Genomic DNA, 19,230 nt, shown 5'->3' with positions numbered 1-19,230 from the left:
ACTACGGTCTCAACGCATGAACGTCGAGCTGCGCCACCTGCGGGTGGTCGTCCTGGTAGCAGAAGCGGGGTCCGTCGGACGGGCCGCCCGCTGGCTCAAGGTCAGCCAGCCGAGCCTGACCGCGCAGCTCAAGCGGATCGAGGCGGCGTTCGGCGGTGAGCTGTTCGAGCGCTCCCGCACCGGCGTGACCCCCACTCCCTTGGGCCGGTACGCCGTCGATCGCGCCCGGGCGATCCTGGTCGACGTCGACCACCTGTCGGCGACCGTGTCCGCGATGACGGCGGTGGAGTCCTCGGCCGTTCGGCTGGGCGGGTTCCCGACGGCTCCGATGTCGGGGATCGCGTCGCGGCTGCGCCACCACGGCGAGATCGAACAGGTCAGCATCGAGGTCGAGTGGTCGACCAGCGTGCTGCTTCAGCAACTGGAGAGCGGGCGGCTCGACTTCGCGCTGCTACGGGAGTTCCCCGGCTTCGAGCTGCGGCTGTCGAGCGGGGTCGAGTCGACCACGGTCGTCGAGTCGGAATCGGCGTACGTCGTGATGGCCGCGGACCACCCGTTGGCCGTGGCGACTCGGGCGCGTGGGGAGATCGAGCTGTCGACGCTGTCGGGGGAGGAGTGGATCGGCGAGCCGCCGGATGACAGCGGGTTCCACGTGCTGTTCCGGGCGGCGTGCGAGCAGGCCGGGTTCCAGCCGAAGGTCGAGCACCACTCGGTGGACACGTCGGTGCTGATGGGGTTCGTGACGAGTGGTCAGGGCGTCGCGCTGGTCTCACCGACGTCGTACCGGATGCTCTCGTCCGACGTCACCACCCGCACCCTGGTCGGCGACCCGATCCACCGCAAGCTGGTCCTTGCCTGGAGCACCGAGTCACCGCGCGCACAGATGGCCGGCGACGTGCTCGCCATGGCCAGCGCCGCCTACGACGAAGCCATCACCGAACACGCCCGCCGCGACCAGCACCAACGCATGCACGTCGCCTGAACCCTCAAGCTCCCGCGGGCCTGACCACGGGGTTCTCGAACGCGGTCATGTGGAACTCCCCGGTGTCCTCCGGATCCTCCATCCGCTCCCGATACTGAGACCCCACCTGCTCCCGAACAGTCGGCACCACCCCAGCCACCCGCTCCTGCCTGCCCGAAGCACCCTGCGACACCTGCCCAGCCTTACCCACCGGAGCCTGCACCATCTGCTCCGCCTTGCCCGCCGGAGCCTGCTGCGGCGCGTTGCCCAGAGGAGCCTGCTGCTCCTGACCAGGAACCTGCTCCGCTTGACGCCGAGCAGTCGGCGGCTCCACCCGAGGAGCCACCTGCGTCGCATCCTCATCGGCGTTCGCCGGCGAGCGCTCCGCCTTGACCGGGGGAGCCTGCACGGCCTGCGACTCCACCCTGGGAGCTTCCTGCGTCGCGTCGTCGGCGGTGTCCGGCCGCGGCGCCACCGGCGCGGGTGCTTCTTCCGCTTTCGCCGGGGGAGCCTGCGCCGCCTGCGGCTCTACCTTGGGAGCCTCCCGCGTCGCATCCTCGTCCGCGACCGGCGCCTGCTCCGCCTTGGCCGGGGGAGCAGGCGCGATCTGCGACTCCACCCTGGGAGCTTCCTGCGTCGCGTCGTCGGCGGTGTCCGGCCGCGGCGCCACCGGCGCCGGCGCTTCCTCCGCCTTCGCCGGGGGAGCCTGCGCCGCCTGCGGCTCTACCCGGGGAGCCTCCTGCGTCGCGTCCGCGTCCGCCACTGGCGCTTGTGCCGGAGGCGTCTGTACCGCCTGCGGCTCGACTCGGGGAGCCTCCTGCGTCGCGTCCCCACCGGCGTCCGGCACCGGCACCCCTGCCGCAGCCGCGCCCGCGACAGCGGGAGCCTGCGCGCCCTGCGGCTCCGCGCTGGGAGCTACTTGTGTCGCGTCGTCGGCGTCCGGCGCGGGCGCTTGCTCCGCTTGCGGCTGCTTCACTGCGGGTGCGGCGGCAGGCTGCTCGGGCGCCACCTTGGACGCCGCCACCGGCGGCTGCTGCTGGGCTACCGCCGTGGGCTCGTCGTCGGGAGTGACCGCCTTCTCCTGCTGCGATTCGTGCGCCACCGCCGCCCCAGCGACCGCGGCCGCCCCAGCGACTGCGGCCGCCCCAGCGGCTGCGGCCGGCGCCGCCCCTGCGGTCCGCTCGCGACCCTCGGGCTGCTGCGCCTCGGGTGCTGCTTCCGGCTGGGCCGGGACCTGGACGGTCTCGTCGCGGTCGGTGGGGACGAGGACCGTGTCATCACCCGGATAGTTGCCTGAGGCATCGTCTTCCGGCCCTGCGCCGCGGAACTGCGCGGTGTGCTCAGCCCCAGCGGTCGGGTACTGGTCCGTCTGCTCCTCCGCCTGGTTACGCGGCTGGACCGGCTCCTGCTCGTCGTCGAACAGGTCGTCGAACCGGCTCCTGTTGCCGAACGACTCGCCGTACGCCGGATAGGTGCTCCCGGCAACCGGGTACACCGCCGCGGCGTCCGCCTCTTGCTCCGCCTGCACGGCCTCCTGCTCACGCTGCAGGCGATCCGCCTCGACCCGCTCCCGCCGCCGGCGCTGCACACTGCGCACCATGAGCTGGATCGCATACACCAGCGAGATCACCGCAAGAATCGGTACGACGCCGTTCAGCGTGTACCGCCTCGACCCTTCGATCATCCCGGTTGTGACACCCGGGACGTCGTTCAGGAAGTTCGTGGTCCGGTTCGGGATCCAGAGCCAGCAGTAGATCAGCGCGCCGAAGGCGACGAACGCACCGAGCGCACCGGCCCCGGAGAAGTACGACACCACGGCCCAGAAGATCAGCGCGCCGATGCCGAAGGCAAGCGCCATCTCCTTCGTATTCAGCTCGATACCACCCGGCGCCGCGAGTACCCCGAACACAGCCGGTCCGGCCAGTGCTACCGCCACCCCGAGCAAGAACCCAAGAAATTTGGCCACACCCCCAAGGTAGCGACGTTTTGCCGCCACACCGCGCAGACACTTCGGCACCGCGCGGAAGGGCAATCGCTTGCTTAGGCTGTCCCCATGCGCCCTCCCAACGTCCTCGTTGTGCTGTCCGACGAGCACACCGCCGCTGCGGCCGGTTGGGCCGGGCATCCGCACGTTCGGACCCCACACCTGGATCAGCTGGCCGCACAGGGCGTTTCGTTCGACCGCGCGTACACAAACAGCCCCATGTGTGTCCCTTCGCGGTTGTCTCTGATGGCTGGCCAGTACGTGCACCAGATCGGGGCTTGGGACAACGGCGTGATCCCTGGACCGTCGTTCCGCACCTGGGGTCACCATCTGCGCGAGGCCGGTTATACCTCGGTGATCGCGGGCCGGACCCACTTCAACGGACCGGACCGGCTGGTCGGGTTCGATCGCCGGCTGACCGACGACCTGGACTTCTGGCTCGACCACACCGGCAAGCCACCTCGTCGTACGACGCACTGGCGGCGACCGTCCAACTCACACGTGACCGAACACGGCCCCGGCGACCACGTCCACACCAGACACGATGTCGCGGCGACCGATGCCGCGCTGGACTTCCTGCGTGATCCGGGATCGGAGCCGTTCCTGCTGTACGTCGGGTACATGCATCCGCACTTCCCGCTGGTGGCACCGCCTTCGTATCGGGCTCTCTACGATCCAGCGGACGTTGAGCTGCCGCCGGCCGGCGATGACGAACACCCGGTGATCTCGTTGCTGCGGCACGGCTTCCGCAACGATGAGCCGCTGACCGAGGAGGAGTTTCGGGAGGCGACGGTTTGCTACTGGGCGCTGATCAGTCACCTCGATCACCAGATCGGTCGCCTGTTGGCGGCGGTGCCTGACGACACGGTCGTCATCTACACGAGCGATCACGGTGAGATGGCCGGTCACCATGGCATCTGGCAGAAGCAGTGCTTCTACGAGCCCGCCGTACGCATCCCTCTGCTGCTGCGCCATCCGTCGGTGCGGTCGGGGCGCAACCACGACCACTTGAGTCTGGTCGACGTACTGCCGACGCTGCGAGACATCGCCGGCCTGACACCGGATCCAGCGCTCCCGGGACGGACTCTGCTCGATCCGGTCGATCGGCCGGTGCTGTCGGAGTACCACGCACAGGGGATGGTCGACGGCGGCTTCATGCTCAAGTCCGGTCCGTGGAAGTACTGCTACTACGGTGCGGCGCAGCGGCCGCAGGTCTTCAACGTCGACACCGATCCCCTCGAGCTGCACGACCTCTCGACGGACGAGGCTCTGGTCGCCAAGCTCGATTCCGAGCTCCGATCGATCCTTGACCCCGACCAGATCGATGTACTCGCGAAATCCGACCAGGCCGAGCGCCTGGCCACCCTGACGAGAGGATGATCCTTTGTCCGCGCCCAACATTCTGCTGATCGTTTCGGACGACCATGGGTACGCCGATCGCGGCGTCCAGGGGATTCACGCCGATGTCCGGACGCCTGCGCTGGACCGGCTCGCGGCGGAGGGGGTGAGTTGCACCGACGCGTATGTGACCGCGCCGATCTGCAGTCCTTCGCGGGCCGCGATCATCTCCGGGCAGTATCAGCAGCGCTGGGGTGGCCAGTGGTTCGACTCGGCCGCGTTCCCGCCGGACGGCGTACCGACGCTGGCGGAGATCCTGCGTGATCAGGGGTATCGAACCGGGTACTTCGGCAAGGTGCACTATGGGGGAGAGGCCGTCGGCGATCGGGCGTGTCCGCCGCATCACGGGTTCGAGGAGACGTTGTACGGGCTGGCCGGCCAGTCCTTCGGGCGGCTGAACTATCTGCATCATTCGGAGGACGCGGTCTCGTCGTACGGGCAGCCCGCGGCGCATCACATGGCGGTCCAGCCGTTGCTGTCGGGGGACGAGCCGGTTGAGCACGAGGGCTTCCTGACCGCGGAGTTCGGGCGGCGGGCGGCCGAGTTCATCACCGGTGAGGACGAGCGGCCGTACTTCTGCATGCTCGCGTTCAACGCCGTACACAACTTCTGCTGGCAACTACCCGAGTCCGAACTCGCGGCTCGCGGCCTACCCGCATTCCGCGACTGGACGCCCGACGTCAACAACTCCTTCGCCGAGTGGTACGACGACGTGATCGTGCCGAACCTGCCGCACGGCCGGGAGTACTACCTCGCACAACTGGAATTGATGGACGCCGAGATCGGCAGGCTGCTGGATCTCGTCGATGACAACACCATCGTCGTCTACACCACGGACAACGGCGGCTCGACCTGCAACTTCGGCGACAACACACCGCTCCGCGGCACCAAGTACACAGTCTGGGACGGCGGCATCCGCGTCCCGATGCTCTGGCGCTGGCCGGGCCACCTCCCCGCCGGCCGCCGTACCGATGCCCTCGTCAGCACCCTCGACCTAGTCCCGACCCTGGCCGCCGCCGCAGGCGCGACTGTCGAGGCGACCGACGGCCTGGACATCCTGCCGGCGCTGTCCGGCGAGACGGACACTGCCCACGACACCCTCCACTGGGACTGCGAATTCCAATGGGCAGTCCGCTCCGGCCCCTGGAAACTCAGCTGGGTAGCCGACACCCCCGACACCCAACACCTCAAAACCTACGAACACGCCCCCATGGGCAACGGCTGGTCCCTGACCAACCTCACCAACGACCTAGCCGAACAACAAAACCACTTCACCACCGACCCCACCCTCGCCACCCACCTACAAACCCTCCACACCACCTGGCGAACCAAGGTCGGCCTCCCGCCATTACCCCACCCCGCCCCATAACCAAGCGGACCTCACCCACAGTCGCCAGCCTCGCCGCGTCGCCCACCCCGCCCACATCCGGCGGTCTCACGCCATGACCCCGCCCCGCTCACAACCAGGCCTGCACACGGACGCTCCGGCCACAACCCGAGAACCGCGTCGCCCACCCCGCCCACATCCGGCGGTCTCACGCCATGACCCCGCCCCGCTCACAACCAGGCCTGCACACGGACGCTCCGGCCACAACCCGAGAACCGCGTCGCCCACCCCGCCCACATCCGGCGGTCTCACGCCATGACCCCGCCCCGCTCACAACCAGGCCTGCACACGGACGCTCCGGCCACAACCCGAGAACCGCGCCGACCACCCCGCCCGCATCCGGCGGTCTCACGCCATGACCCCGCCCCGCTCACAACCGACGACTCACCACACCGCACACGGACGCTCCGGCCACAACCGCCAACCGCGCGACCACCCGGCCCACGCCACACGGGCTGCGGCACCCACAACCCACGCCCGCCAGACGAACGGCATCATCCACAACCGCTCACATTCGGTGCTTTGCCTAGGCACCGACGGATCAGCCGAACAACAACCGGCAAAGCACCGAATGGGAGCTACCCGCACACACGCACAAACGCGGCGGCAGCAAAGACCTTCAGACAGTCAACCCGTAGGTAATCGCCGTAGGCGGTTCCTCATGATGGTCGATGTCCGGACTCCGCTCGTACTCCTCCCACGCCAGCAGCCGACCCAGATTCCGGCGCACCGACTCGAGCACCTCCGTCACCGGCACGTCCCGCCCCAACTCCCTGGACAGCGTGGTGACATCCGCATCCGAGATCCCACACGGCACGATCCGATCGAACCACGTCAGATCGTTGTCGCAGTTCAACGCGAACCCGTGCATCGTCACGCCCTGCGCGACCCGGATCCCGATCGCCGCGATCTTCCGCTCCCGACCGCGATCGTCCGCCGCCACCCAGACCCCGCTGCGCCCCTTGACCCGCCCGGTCTTCACCCCGAACTCGGCACAAACCGCGATCAGCGCCTCCTCCAGGCGCCGTACGTAGTCCACCACGTACACATGTGAGGCCAGCTTCACGATCGGGTAGCCCACCAGCTGCCCCGGACCGTGCCAGGTGATCTTCCCGCCGCGGTCGACGTCCACCACCGGCGTCCCGTCGAGCGGCCGCTCATGCGGCTCGGTCCGCTTGCCCGCCGTGTACACCGGCGGGTGCTCGAGCAGGATGACCGTATCCGAACCGGTGCCCTCGGCAACTTCAGCGTGCAGGCGCCGCTGCTCGGCCCACGCGGCCTCGTACTCCACCGCGTCGGCGCCGAACCCGGCCTCCACATACCTGATATCCCTCACGCCTTCGAGTGTATGCGGCGCCCGATCCCGCCGTACGCCGCCATCCACAGGCCACCGCCGTACGCCGAACCCCGATGCCGTCTGTGGATAACTTCCGCGGCGGTTCCGGCGATTCGTGCACTCTCTTGGCATGGACCTCGACATCGCCGGCTACAGCCTCCGCAAGAAGCTCGGGTCCGGATCCGCCGGCGCCGTCTGGCAGGTCCGCGACCTCGCGACCGGCCGCAACGCCGTACTCAAACGCATCCCGATCACCGCGATCCCCGACCAGGAGAAGTTCCGTGAAGACATCGCCATCCTCCAACGCATCCGCCACCCGCACATCGCCCGCCTCCTCGAGGTCCGCGAGACCGGCACCGACTGGCTCCTCATCACCCAGTACGTCGTAGCCGGCAGCCTGACCGCCCTCCGAACCCGCCGCGGCCCCCTCTCACCAGGCGAGCTCGTCACCCTCCTCACCCCACTCGCCGAAGCCCTGGACCACCTCCACCGCTCCGGCCTGACCCACGGCAGTCCGACCCCCACCGACACCCTCTTCGACGCCGACGGCCGCCCCGTCCTCACCGACGCCGCCCTCCACCCCGGCAGTCCAACCGACGACCTACGAGCCCTCGCCACCATCGCCCATCAAGCCGGCGGCGACCCAACCACCTTCACCCCCGACCTCTTCACCACCCACAACCTCCCCAGCCGCCTCCTCACCCTGGCCGCCCCCGAACCCATCGACCTGGCCTACCCCGAAGACCCCACCACCCCTCCCACGACCCTGCCCGACACCATCCCCACCCCACCCCGCCCCCCAACGACCACCAAACCCCCGACCACCGACGACCCCCTCCAACGCTCCCGCACCCCTCTCACTCCACCCCCACCCAAACCCCCCACCCTCCAACCCCCACAAGCCACCACTCCTCGCCCACCCGCCCCCACCAAACCTCTCCCCAAACCCTCCCGCCGCCCCCGCCCCCTGCGCCGCCCCAAACTCACCCGCCGCACCCCCACCCCACCCCCCATCAACCCCCTAACCCGCCTAACCCCACCGACCCCCGCCCCGCCCCCGCCCCACCCCACAACACCGCCCCCCGCCTCAACCCCGCCTCCCACCTCCACGCCGCCCTCTACCTCGACCCCGCCACAGGCCTGGATCCCGGCACAGTCCTGGACCCCGGTACGGACCTCGCCGCCGCCCCACGCCTCGACCCCGGCACGGACCTCGACGCCGTCCTTCACGGCGCCCGACACCTCGACGCCGCCCTTTACCTCGACCCCGCCACAGGCTTGGATCTCCGCACAGGCCCGGCCCCCGGCACCAACCTTGCCGCCCGACGCCTCCACGCCGTCACTCACCTCGACTCCGACACAGGCTTGGACCCCGGCCGCCGTCCAGAGCGCATCGCCCACGCCGACCCCCGCGCCCGCCGAGGCCCTCGCGCCGGCCCAGACCCCACCACGCGATCAGCGCCCGGCGCACACTCCAACGTCCGCGCTCGCTTCGAGCCCGACAGCCGCCTCCACCGCGTTGGTGACGCCGACCATGCCCAACCGCCCGCGCACCAATCGCCACCCCTGGCGCCGCACCTACGCCCTGTGGTCCCGCCTCCTACACCCAAGAACCTCACCAGAACGACGACGCTTACCTCACCCCGCGTACGGCGTACTCGCCGCAGCCGCCCTCGGAGCCGTCATCGTCCTAGCCATCGGCATAGCAACAATCGGCGCCCTCAACGCCCCCACCACCCCAACCGCCGCGACCAACCAACCCACATCCCCACAGACATCCACACACCCCACAACCCCAGGGACACCTACTCAATCCACTCCACCGACACCCACTCAACCCGCAATCCACACGACACCCACCGGCCCCGCGAGCTCACTGGCACCCAGCCTGCCCACGACCTCACCAACAGCCACCCAGCCGACAACCCCGCCCACACCGACCCGCCCAGCGACCCCTCAGTCGACCATCAAGCCCCCGACCACCACATCACGCACCGACGCGGCCCGGTGGGCGCTCACCCTCCAAGACCTAGATGCCCAACGCGCACACGCGTTCTGGACACTCAACCCGGAAGTACTGGACAAGATCTATGTCCCCGGCAGCCCACCCTGGCTCGCCGACCGCGCACTCCTCGCCTCATACCTCAAACAAAACGTCCGCATCCAAGGCCTACGCATCCAGATCGACAAAACGATCGTGACCCACCAAACCCCCACCACCATCACCCTCAAAACCACCGACCACCTCTCAGCCGGCCAAGCAATAGACCACACCGGCACCACAACCCCACTCCCACCCGGCACCCCCACAACCCGCCTCATCACCCTCACCACCACCCGAACAACCCCCACCTGGCGAATCACCACCATCACCCCGGCCTGAGCCCCCGCCCGCAACGACCGCTGTCACCCCACGCGCCCGCTACCCCTCGCACCCCGCCACCCACACGCCCGCCACCGTCGCGCACCCGCCACCGTCGCACCCGCCACCCCTCGCACCCGCCACTCCGCGCACCCGCCACCGCTCGCACCCCCACTCCGAGCACCCGCCACTGTCGCGCCCGCCACCGATCGCGTCCGATCACGCCGGCAATCGAGTGCGTGCTGGTGATCGAGTTCGCCGCGAGCGGCTTCGGCTCGCCCTTACGGCATGTGCTTTCGGCCGTCGACGCTTGTCGTCAGCCCAGCGGAGTCGCCTGCGCATGGTTCACCAACAACTGGAGTCATCTGCCGCCCGAACCGTCGGCAGCGACTCGCCTGAGTCTCATGTTGCCTGAGGCAACGTCCTTCAGGTGTCCACAACATCCGACGCTTGTGGACAGTCGCCGATGCGTTGTGGATGAACAGAATCCCTTCAAAACAAGGGATTCTAGGTTCGAAGATTGTCGGTGGCTTTGTCTAGAGTTGACGACATGGAACTCCTCGGCGAGCGACCGGTATGGTCGATGAGCGGCAGCGAAAAGCTCGCGGCTCTCGACGCCCTCGAGGCCGACCTCGCCCGCCGACAGACCTACCGCCTCCACCTCATCGCCGGCCTCGACCACGACGGCTACGCCCAAGAAATCGGCGCCCACGACACCACCCAACTCCTCGCCTTCCGCTACCGCCTCGACCGCCCCCAAGCCCGCCGCGACGTCCGCCTCGCCCAAACCCTGCCCAAGTACCCCGCCGTGTCGGCCGCCCTGCCGACGCCCTACGGCGCAGCAGACAGTCCCGACAAGTTGACCGACGACCCCGAAGATCCGGACGAGGCGAATGGCGCGGGTGCGGCGGACAGGTTCCTGTACCCGGCTCAGGCCGAGGCGATCGTGACCGCGCTCGAGAAGGTCCCCGACAGCGTCCCGGTCGAGGACCTCGACGTGGCCGAACGCGAACTCGTCGGCCTGGCCCGCCACCTGTCCCCGGCCGAACTGCGCAAGGCCGGCCAACGCGTCCGCGACGTCCTGGACACCGACGGCCCCGAACCCGACGAACACCAGGCCTACGCCCGCGAATCCCTGACCCTGACCGGAGCCGACCGAGGCGTGAAGTTCCGCGGCTACCTGGCCAACGAAAACGCCGAACTCCTCCGCTCCCTCATCCACGCCGGCGCCCGCCCCCACCGCACCCGCACCGGCGACCTCGACCCCCGCCCCCGCGACAAACGCCAAGCCGACGCCCTCACCACCGCCCTCACCCTCGCCGCCACCGCCTACGACACCGGCACAACACCACCCGGCATCGCCCCAGCCCATACCGCCGCAGCCGATACGACCGCAGCCAGTACAGCAGGCGCCCGCACGACGGGTGCGGCTGATGCCGATGCGGCCGATGCCGGTCCGGCGGACGCGGACAGGACGGCCAGGGCCGGTACGGCGGATGTGGACGGGGCGAGTGGGGCCGGCAGGTCTGGGCGGATACCGGGGTTCGGGGCGAAGGCGAATATCACCGTGACCATCGACCTCCAGGACCTGAAGTCTGCGACCGCGGATGCGATCGGCGATGTCGTCTACGGCGACGGGCTGTCGGCGGCCACGATCCGGCGGCTGGCGTGTGATGCGAAGGTCATTCCGTTGGTGTTGGGGTCGAAGTCGGAGCCGCTGGATGTCGGGCGGGCCGAGCGGCTCGTCACCGGGGCGATGCGGCGCGCGCTGAACGCCCGCGACAGGGGTTGTGTCGTGTGCGGTGCGCCGCCGGTGCAGTGCGACGCTCACCACTTGCAGTCCTGGATCGACGGCGGTGCCACCGCCGTGCACAACCTGTGCTTGCTGTGCCGTCGCCACCACGTCGACCTGCACGCCGGCGAGTGGATCATCACCATCACCGACGGCGAGGTCCACGTCGCCCGCCCCACCTGGGCCGACCCGCCACCACAACACGCCCTCCGGCCGGCCCGGCAGCCCGACATCTGCCGACCACGGCACCAGGCTGCCCAACTGCCACCGCCCACCGGACCAAGCTCGTCCGGTCTCTCCTGCATGAGTTCGCCGCAGACGGAACCGATCTTGTGCGGTCCGTCCCGCACAGCCTCACCGCTCGCAGGACCGGCCCGGACTGGTTCATCCCGCACGGATCCGGCGAACGTCGGACCTAGCCTGTCCGGTCCATCTTGGAAGGCCCCAACGCACACCGGACACGACCCATCAGGTCAGTCCCGGACGTCCTCGCCGGCTGAGCTGGGCCCGACAACTCCATCGGCCGGGCGCAGGTCAGCGACTCCATCGGCCGGCCTCGGGTCCGCGACTCCATCAAGTCGGCTCGGATCGGCGAGTCCGTCGGCCGGGCGCAGGTCAGCGACTCCATCGGCCGGGCTCAGTTCGGCGACTCCATCGAGTGGGCTCGGATCGGCGAGTCTGTCGGCCGGGCTTGGGTCGGCGAATCCATCGAGTGGGCTCGGATCGGCGAGTCTGTCGGCCGGGCTTGGGTCGGCGAATCCATCGAGTGGGCTCGGATCGGCGAGTCTGTCGGCCGGGCTTGGGTCGGCGAATCCATCGAGTGGGCTCGGATCGGCGAGTCTGTCGGCCGGGCTTGGGTCGGCGAATCCATCGAGTGGGCTCGGATCGGCGAGTCCATCGACCGGGCTCAGTTCGGCGACCCCATCGGCTGAGGTCGGGTCGACGACCCCGGCGGCTGGGCTCAGTTCGAGACCGCTGTCGTCCGAACTTGGCTCGGCATGCGCGCCGGGGAGCGGTGCGGACTCGGATGTCCGTAGCTCGTCGGGCCTCGCCATTAGCGGTGTGCGTGGAGGGATGTTGCAGCGGTTGTTGCTGGCTGGCAGCGAGGGGGCTGGGAGTGGGGCGCCTTTGTCGGTTCGGGAGGCGGTGAGTTTGGCCATCTGGGGTGAGGTGCCGACCTCAGGAGGTGAGCCCGCGGATTCGAAGGGGAGAGGTTTGGTCTGCGGTCAACCAAGTGATCTTCGGGGCGTTCGGCCGGCTGATCCGTGGCGTGATGGTGCGGGGGTCGTTCCGTACGGCGGCCGGTGAGGAGATCAGCTGAACCGGAGCGACCTTGGCGACGCCCACAGGAGGGTCGCCACACAGCACAGTCTGCGGGCCCCGCGGCTGCGGGCGTGGTGGGTTAGGAGGTCAGGGCGGCGGAGAGGGCTGTGGGGGTGGTGGGGTGGTGGAAGGTGAAGTTGTGGGATTGGAGGCGGGTGGGGATGGCTCGTTTGCTGCCTAGGAGTTCCCAGGCGAATTCGCCCAGGGCGGCTTTCATGACGAAGGCGGGGACGGGGACGAAGGCGGGGCGGTGGAGGGCGGTGGCGAGGGCTTGGGTGAACTCGTTGTTGGTGCCGGGGACGGGGAGGGTGGCGTTGACGGGGCCGTTGAGGGCGTCGTGTTCGGCGACGAAGCGGACGGCGCGGAGCCAGTCGGTGAGGGAGATGACGGGGAAGTACTGGGTGCCTGGGCCGAGGCGGCCGCCGAGACCCACGCGGAAGGGGAGCGAGAGGAGCTGGAACGCGGGCGCCTTGCGGTCGAGGACGACGCCGGTGCGGAGGGCGGCGACGCGGCTGCCGGCGGCGCGGGCGGGTTCGAGGGCGCCTTCCCAGAGGCGTACGACGTCGGACAGGAAGCCCTCACCGAGTTCGGAGTCCTCGGTCAGGACGCGGTCGCCGCAGTCGAGCCCGTAGCCGCCGACCCCGCTCTGCGTGATCACGACCGGCGGACGTTCGAGTTGCCCGGCGACGGCCGCGAGGGTTGCGGTGGTGCTGACGCGACTCTCGCGGATGAGGGTGCGGTACGTCGGAGTCCACGGGCGGCCGATGTTCGCACCGGCCAGGTTGACTAGGACGTCGGGATCGCCGAGTGCGGCCGGATCCAAGTCGCCGCGGGCCGGGTCCCAACGGATTTCGTCGGCGCTTGCGGGCGTACGTCGTACCAGTCGGAGGACCTGGTGGCCGTCGGTGACCAGGTCGCGGGCGAGGGCTTTGCCGAGGAAGCCGGATGCGCCGGCCAGGACGTACTTCATCCAGCGTGCTCCTTGATCAGCTGCGTCCATGGTGGGTCGCGCCGTGGACTGGCTGCGGTTGCAGGTATTCGGGTTCGAATGACAAGGCGCCGGTACCCGTCTCGAGCGAGACGGACACCGGCGCCGGCTGTCTGGTCGGGATCAGACGTCGAACTGGGCCTCTTCGAGGCGCTGCTTGACGGCGGTCAGGTAGCGGGCCGCGTCGGCGCCGTCGACCAGGCGGTGGTCGTAAGTGAGGGCCAGGTACACCATCTGCCGGATCGCGATCGTCTCGCCGAGGTCCGGGTGAGTGATGACGACCGGGCGCTTCACGACGGCACCGGTGCCGAGCATGCCGACCTGCGGCTGGTTCAGGATCGGCGTGTCGAACAGGGCGCCGCGGCTGCCGGTGTTGGTGATGGTGAAGGTGCCGCCCGCCATCTCGTCCGGCAGCACCTTGTTGGTGCGGGTGCGCTCGGCGAGGTCGGCGATCTTCTTCGCCAGGCCGGCGATGTTCAGGTCGCCGGCGTTGTGCACGACCGGGACCATCAGGCCCTTCTCCACGTCCACGGCGATGCCGAGGTGCTCGGCGGCGTGGTACGTGATCTCGCCGGCCTCCTCGTCGATCGACGCGTTCAGCTTCGGGTACTGCTTCAGCGCGTCGATCGCGGCGAGCGCGAAGAACGGCAGGAAGGACAGCTTGACGCCCTCGCGGGCCTCGAACTCGGCCTTCTTCGCGTTCCGCAGCTTGGCGATCTCGGTGACGTCGACCTCGACCACGGTGGTCAGCTGGGCCGAGACCTTCAGCGAGTTGACCATGTGGCTCGCGATCGCCTTGCGGATCCGGCTCATCTTCTCGGTCGTGCCGCGCAGCGGGCTGATCGACGGAGCCTTCGCCGCTGGGGCTGCGGCGGCCGGGGCCGCGGCGGGTGCGGCTGCTGCGGCCTTCTTCGCTTCGGCGGCGGCGATCACGTCCTGCTTGCGGATCCGGCCGCCGACGCCGGTGCCCTGTACGGCGTTGAGGTCAACCTGGTGCTCTGCTGCCAGCTTGCGTACGAGCGGGGTGACGTAGTTCGGGGCGTCGGAGGAGGAGCCGTTCGGGGACGCGGCGGGGGGTGTGGAGGTCGACGGGGCCTGGGTTGCGGGCTGTGCCGATGCGGCCGGAGCAGAGACGGAGGGGGCCTGAGCCGGAGCAGCCTGGGCGGGGGCGGCCGGCGCGGCCGGAGCCTGTGCTGCCGGAGCCTGTGCCGCGGGGGCCGCCTGCGGGGCCGGGGCCTGAGCCGGGGCAGCCTGGGCTGGGGCGGCTTGCGGGGCCGGGGCCTGGGCGGCGGGCTGGGCTTCGGCGGGGGCCGCGGGGGCGGACGAGGCGGCCGGGGCTGCGTCGGCGGTGCCTACGATGGCTAGTTCGGCGCCTACCTCTACGGTCTCGTCTTCGGCGACCTTGATTTCGAGGAGCTTGCCGGCGACGGGGGACGGGATCTCGGTGTCGACCTTGTCGGTGGAGACCTCCAGGAGGGGCTCGTCGACGGCTACGTCGTCGCCTACCTGCTTGAGCCAGCGGGTGACGGTGCCTTCGGTGACGCTCTCGCCGAGGGCGGGAAGGGTTACCGAGGTGCCACCGGAGGCGGGTGCCGATGCGGCCGGGGAGGCTGCGGGGGCTGAGGCCGCTGCGGCCGAAGACGAGTCGGAGGGGGCCTGGTCAGCTGGGGCGGCCGCGGAGTTCGCCGGGGCGGCCTGGGCTTCCCCGGCTGGGGCGGCCTGGGCCGGAGCAGCCTGTGCGGCGGGAGCCTCCTGCGCCGGCGCTTGCTGGGCGGGAGCGGCCTGTGCGGCTGGAGCCTCCTGGGCGGGGGCGGCCTCTGCGGCCGGCGCCTCCTGAGCCGGAGCGGCCTGGGCGGGCTGTTCTGCTGGGGCGTCCTGGGCGGGGGCGGAGGATTCGCCGGCGTCGCCGATGAGGGCCAGTTCGGCGCCGACCTCGACAGTCTCGTCCTCGGCGGCCTTGATCTCCAGCAGGGTGCCGGCGACCGGGGACGGGATCTCGGTGTCGACCTTGTCGGTCGAGACCTCCAGCAGGGGCTCGTCGACGGCAACCGTGTCGCCGACCTGCTTGAGCCAGCGGGTGACGGTTCCTTCGGTGACGCTCTCCCCGAGGGCCGGCAGGGATACAGAGGTCGGCATGACGGTCGTTGCTCCTTCGTCTGATCGGTCGAGTGTCAGCCTACGGTGCCGCCGGAGCGGGCGGGATCCGGGTCACGGCGCCCGCACGCCCCCAACGGCCTCAAACCTACTCGGGCGGCCCACAACGCGCCCGAGCATCTCAATCGTGGAAGTGCAGAGGCTTCCCGGCGAGGGCGAGGTGGGCTTCGCCGAGGGCTTCGTTCTGGGTGGGGTGGGCGTGGACGAGGGGTGCGACGTCGGCCGGGTAGGCCTCCCAGTTGTAGATCAGCTGGGCCTCGCCGATCAGTTCGCCGACGCGCGAGCCAACCATGTGCAGGCCGACGACGGCGCCGTCCTTGGCGCGGACCAGCTTGACGAAGCCGGACGTCTTGAGGATCTGGCTCTTGCCGTTGCCGCCGAGGTTGTAGTTGAGGATCTCGACCTCGCCGTACTTCGTCCGGGCCTGCTCCTCGGTCAGACCGACGGACGCCACCTCCGGCTCGGAGTAGGTGACGCGCGGGATGCCGGCCTCGTCGATCGGGGTGGGCGAAAGCCCGGCGATGTGCTCGGCGACGAAGATGCCCTGCTGGAACCCGCGGTGCGCGAGCTGCAGCCCCGGCACGATGTCGCCGACCGCGTACACCCCGGGCACGCTGGTCTGCAGCGTCGCGTCCACGGTGACGAACCCGCGGTCGAGCGCTACGCCGACCTCCTCGTAGCCCAACCCGGAGGTGTTCGGGCCACGGCCGACGGCGACCAGCAGCAGCTCGGCCTCGATCACCTCACCGCCGGCGACCGTCACGCGCACCCCGGAATCCGTCACCGCGACGGACTCGAACGACGTACCCGTCTTGAAGGCGATCTTCCGCTTCCGGAACGCCCGCTCCAGCGTCTTCGAACAATCCGCGTCCTCGGCCGGGACGAGCCGCGGCAGCGCCTCGACGATGGTCACGGCAGTGCCGAAGGACGTCCACGCGCTGGCGAACTCGACGCCGATCACCCCGCCACCCAGCACGACGGCGGATTCCGGCACGCGGTCCATCGTCAGCGCGTGCTCGCTCGCGATCACCCGGTGCCCGTCGAGTTCGAGGCCGGGCAGGGAACGGGAGTAGGAGCCGGACGCAAGGATGATGTTGCGGCCGGTGTACGTCGTGTCGCCGACCTGCACCGTGGTCGGGGAGGTCAGCCGCCCCTCGCCCTCGATCACGGTGATGCCGCGGGCCTTGACCTGCCCCAGCAGACCCTTGAACAGCCGGTCGACGACGCCGTCCTTGTACTTGTTCACGCCGCCCATGTCGACGCCCTCGAGCGTCGTCCGGACGCCGAACTGCTCACCCTCGCGGGCCGAGTCGGCCACCTCCGCGGCGTGCAGGAGCGCCTTGGTCGGGATGCAGCCGCGGTGCAGGCAGGTGCCGCCGACCTTGTCCTTCTCCACCATGGCGACGGACAGCCCGAGGGTCGCGGCGCGCAGTGCGGCGGCGTAACCACCGCTGCCGCCACCGAGAATCACCAGGTCGAACGTCGTACCGCTATCAGTCACAGGTTCCTCCGTGGGTGTCGGTCGGGCGGCCCCGGATCGCGGTTCCGGCCCGGCGTCATCTTTCCACCGCTCCCCATCGGAGCCACCGCCGGGCCGGGGCACGCCGCCGATGGAACCGTTACGCCGGCTTTCGCCCGGGGACTTGCCGGGATAGGGGACACTTACTTCATGAAGTGGTTCGGTCGCCGGCAGAAGGCCGGAACGATGCGCCGGTCGGACAACCCCGATCAGGCGCACCTGCGGGAGTTCGCCCAGACCCGCCAGGGCGTCGAGGGATTCGTCGAGCCGCGGACGGCGGTGACCGAGTACACCTTGCTGCTGGTAGCCATCGACGGCGAGTGGACCCGGCGCCGGGTCCCGTCCGTGCGGTGGGCGCACGACTTCGCCAACCGGCTCGGCATCCCGTCGTACGACGCGGCCGTGGTCGGGTACCCGCCGCGGATGCGTGAGTACAACGCCCGCATGAAGAAGAACGGCCGCACGTAGACGCGATCTGAAGGATGGGCACACGCGCCCGGCCGTCGCGACACCTGAACGTCACCAGCTCCTTGCCCGGAGCAACGGTGTCCGACTCGCCTGCCGGACGGCCACGCGCACGACTGTTTTCAGAACCTCCGAAGCTGTATACGTTGAGTATGCAATTGAGTGGGGACTCCGGCCGTGACCGTGCCTACCAATACTTGCGGGGGACCGTACTGAGCGACCCGGCCGTCTCGGGGACGTTCATCAACGAGCAGGTCGTCGCGACCGAGGTCGGCGTCTCGCGGACGCCGGTCCGTGAGGCCTTGCTGATGCTCGCCGCCGAGGACCTGGTCCAGCTCGTGCCGCACCGCGGTGCGTTCGTCGCGCCGCTGCCGGGCCGGGAGATCGCCGAGCTGATGCAGGCCCGCGGTGTCATCGAGTGCTGGGCCGCGACCACCTCGCTCAGAGCCGACCTCGCCCCGGTCGAGGCCATGTCCGCCGTCCTCGAGCAGCAGCGAGCGATCGTCGAGCGGGGCGACGCGAAGGAGTTCATCGAGCTGGACAGCCAGTTCCACGCGCTGCTGGTCGAGGCCGGCGGCAACTCGGTCCTCGGCCGGCTGTACGACAACCTGCGGGCCAAGCACGTGCTGCTGGGCGTCGTCGCCCTGCAGCGCAGTGCCACCCGCCGGCAGGACGTACTCGCGGAGCACCAGGCCATCGTCGACGGTCTGGCGGCGGGCGACCCGGCGGCAGCCGAGAAGGCGATCCTCAGCCACCTCGGCACCACCGGCTCGCTTCTCATGCAGGGCTGAGCGCAACTGGACCTCCGTGGGGAGATGCTCCATACTCGTTGTATACGACGTGTTCACGCAAGCGCCGACGCCGAGAAGGTGGAGGGAATCGATGAGCCAGGCCCTGCAGTTCACCCTGCCGGACGGCCGTGAGCGGACGATCCCGGTCCGCTACGCCCTCAATGCCGGGTACGCCGGTCGCGACACCGAGCAGGTCCAGCACCACGTGGACGAACTGGCCGACCTCGGCGTACCGGCTCCGAGCCGAATCCCGACGCTGTACCCGCTGTCCGCGTCGCTGGTCGGGCGGCCCGAGGTCGTCCAGGTGGCGCACGCCAAGACCTCGGGCGAGGCGGAGTGGGCGCTGGTGGTCGGGGAGGACGATGTCCTGCTGACGGCCGCCTGCGACCACACCGACCGGGCGCTCGAGGTGCATGGCGTTGCCTGGAGCAAGCAATCCGCACCGGACCTGCTGGGCGACGTCGCCTGGCCGCTTGCGGAGATCGAAGACGAGCTCGACCGGTTCACCTTGAAGGCATGGGTCCAGCACGGCGACGCCGAGCAGCTGATCCAGGACGGCACGCTGGCCCAGCTGCTGCCGCCGTCGTACTGGCTGAAGGAGCTCGGCGACCGCGTCGTCCCGGGCACCGTGCTGCTCAGCGGCACGATCCCGATGATCCCCGGTGTCGATCAGTTCGCCGACACGTGGCGCGTGGAGCTGACCGATCCGCGCGGGCTGACCAGCCGCGTCGTGTACACCGTCGAGCAGCTCGCACCGGCCTGGGACTGAC

At 69.8% G+C, this 19,230-nt stretch carries 13 protein-coding genes; 8 read left to right on the top strand and 5 right to left on the bottom strand.

The genetic code is table 11. The features are described from left to right. Positions 1 to 16 precede the first annotated feature (16 nt). Entirely contained in the window at positions 17 to 982 is a 966-nt protein-coding gene (locus OG876_RS40425) for a LysR family transcriptional regulator (protein WP_328522023.1), read from the top strand. A 4-nt stretch (positions 983 to 986) separates the two neighbouring features. Here OG876_RS40425 and OG876_RS40420 read toward each other — a convergent pair whose 3' ends face one another. Next, on the bottom strand, positions 987 to 2,927 hold the full coding sequence (locus OG876_RS40420) for a hypothetical protein (protein WP_328522022.1): 1,941 nt from the start codon (positions 2,925 to 2,927) through the stop codon (positions 987 to 989). Between the two features lie 87 nt (positions 2,928 to 3,014). Between OG876_RS40420 and OG876_RS40415 the strand changes: the two genes are divergently transcribed. Continuing rightward, on the top strand, positions 3,015 to 4,325 hold the full coding sequence (locus OG876_RS40415) for a sulfatase-like hydrolase/transferase (RefSeq protein ID WP_328522021.1): 1,311 nt from the start codon (positions 3,015 to 3,017) through the stop codon (positions 4,323 to 4,325). A 4-nt stretch (positions 4,326 to 4,329) separates the two neighbouring features. Further along, positions 4,330 to 5,712 (top strand): sulfatase family protein, encoded by a 1,383-nt coding sequence (locus tag OG876_RS40410; protein ID WP_328522020.1) that lies wholly within the window; start codon positions 4,330 to 4,332, stop codon positions 5,710 to 5,712. 637 nt (positions 5,713 to 6,349) lie between these two features. Here OG876_RS40410 and lipB read toward each other — a convergent pair. After that, positions 6,350 to 7,066 (bottom strand): lipoyl(octanoyl) transferase LipB, encoded by a 717-nt coding sequence (gene lipB, locus OG876_RS40405; RefSeq protein WP_442914061.1) that lies wholly within the window; start codon positions 7,064 to 7,066, stop codon positions 6,350 to 6,352. Between the two features lie 130 nt (positions 7,067 to 7,196). Between lipB and OG876_RS40400 the strand changes: the two genes are divergently transcribed. Next, the gene (locus tag OG876_RS40400; RefSeq protein WP_328522019.1) at positions 7,197 to 9,449 is read left to right on the top strand and encodes a protein kinase domain-containing protein; all 2,253 of its coding nucleotides are present in this window, start codon (positions 7,197 to 7,199) and stop codon (positions 9,447 to 9,449) included. A gap of 529 nt (positions 9,450 to 9,978) precedes the next feature. After that, positions 9,979 to 12,528 carry a DUF222 domain-containing protein gene (locus tag OG876_RS40395; protein ID WP_328522018.1) on the top strand — a complete coding sequence of 850 codons (2,550 nt, stop codon included), beginning with the start codon at positions 9,979 to 9,981 and terminating at the stop codon, positions 12,526 to 12,528. 94 nt (positions 12,529 to 12,622) lie between these two features. Here the strand turns inward: OG876_RS40395 and OG876_RS40390 are convergent, their stop codons facing one another. From OG876_RS40390 to lpdA, 3 genes are all read right to left on the bottom strand, one after another. Further along, positions 12,623 to 13,513 (bottom strand): TIGR01777 family oxidoreductase, encoded by an 891-nt coding sequence (locus OG876_RS40390; RefSeq protein WP_328522017.1) that lies wholly within the window; start codon positions 13,511 to 13,513, stop codon positions 12,623 to 12,625. Between the two features lie 141 nt (positions 13,514 to 13,654). Beyond that, a complete protein-coding gene (sucB, locus tag OG876_RS40385) occupies positions 13,655 to 15,667 on the bottom strand; it encodes a 2-oxoglutarate dehydrogenase, E2 component, dihydrolipoamide succinyltransferase (RefSeq protein WP_328522016.1) in 2,013 nt (670 codons plus the stop codon). Between the two features lie 139 nt (positions 15,668 to 15,806). Further along, positions 15,807 to 17,186 carry a dihydrolipoyl dehydrogenase gene (gene lpdA / locus OG876_RS40380; protein WP_328522015.1) on the bottom strand — a complete coding sequence of 460 codons (1,380 nt, stop codon included), beginning with the start codon at positions 17,184 to 17,186 and terminating at the stop codon, positions 15,807 to 15,809. Positions 17,187 to 17,354: 168 nt separating this feature from the next. Here lpdA and OG876_RS40375 point away from each other — a divergent pair, with 168 nt between their 5' ends. The 3 genes from OG876_RS40375 (at position 17,355) to OG876_RS40365 (ending at position 19,229) form a co-directional block, all read left to right on the top strand. Beyond that, positions 17,355 to 17,672 carry a hypothetical protein gene (locus tag OG876_RS40375; RefSeq protein WP_328522014.1) on the top strand — a complete coding sequence of 106 codons (318 nt, stop codon included), beginning with the start codon at positions 17,355 to 17,357 and terminating at the stop codon, positions 17,670 to 17,672. 149 nt (positions 17,673 to 17,821) lie between these two features. Then, complete coding sequence (locus OG876_RS40370) at positions 17,822 to 18,460, top strand: GntR family transcriptional regulator (protein ID WP_328522013.1); 639 nt, start codon at positions 17,822 to 17,824, stop codon at positions 18,458 to 18,460. A 91-nt stretch (positions 18,461 to 18,551) separates the two neighbouring features. Further along, a complete protein-coding gene (locus OG876_RS40365) occupies positions 18,552 to 19,229 on the top strand; it encodes a DUF2848 domain-containing protein (RefSeq protein ID WP_328522012.1) in 678 nt (225 codons plus the stop codon). Position 19,230: the final 1 nt, after the last annotated feature.

The sequence above is a fragment of the Kribbella sp. NBC_00359 genome (genome assembly GCF_036097425.1).
GTDB lineage: Bacteria > Actinomycetota > Actinomycetes > Propionibacteriales > Kribbellaceae > Kribbella.
This window is presented reverse-complemented; position numbering and strand designations above follow the sequence as displayed.

Coding starts and splice junctions, on each gene's coding strand:
- OG876_RS40425 (WP_328522023.1), top strand. CDS start 17: ATGAACGTCGAGCTGCGCCACCTGCGGGTGGTCGTCCTGGTAGCAGAA.
- OG876_RS40415 (WP_328522021.1), top strand. CDS start 3,015: ATGCGCCCTCCCAACGTCCTCGTTGTGCTGTCCGACGAGCACACCGCC.
- OG876_RS40400 (WP_328522019.1), top strand. CDS start 7,197: ATGGACCTCGACATCGCCGGCTACAGCCTCCGCAAGAAGCTCGGGTCC.
- OG876_RS40395 (WP_328522018.1), top strand. CDS start 9,979: ATGGAACTCCTCGGCGAGCGACCGGTATGGTCGATGAGCGGCAGCGAA.
- OG876_RS40390 (WP_328522017.1), bottom strand. CDS start 13,513: ATGAAGTACGTCCTGGCCGGCGCATCCGGCTTCCTCGGCAAAGCCCTC.
- sucB (WP_328522016.1), bottom strand. CDS start 15,667: ATGCCGACCTCTGTATCCCTGCCGGCCCTCGGGGAGAGCGTCACCGAA.
- OG876_RS40375 (WP_328522014.1), top strand. CDS start 17,355: ATGAAGTGGTTCGGTCGCCGGCAGAAGGCCGGAACGATGCGCCGGTCG.
- OG876_RS40370 (WP_328522013.1), top strand. CDS start 17,822: ATGCAATTGAGTGGGGACTCCGGCCGTGACCGTGCCTACCAATACTTG.
- OG876_RS40365 (WP_328522012.1), top strand. CDS start 18,552: ATGAGCCAGGCCCTGCAGTTCACCCTGCCGGACGGCCGTGAGCGGACG.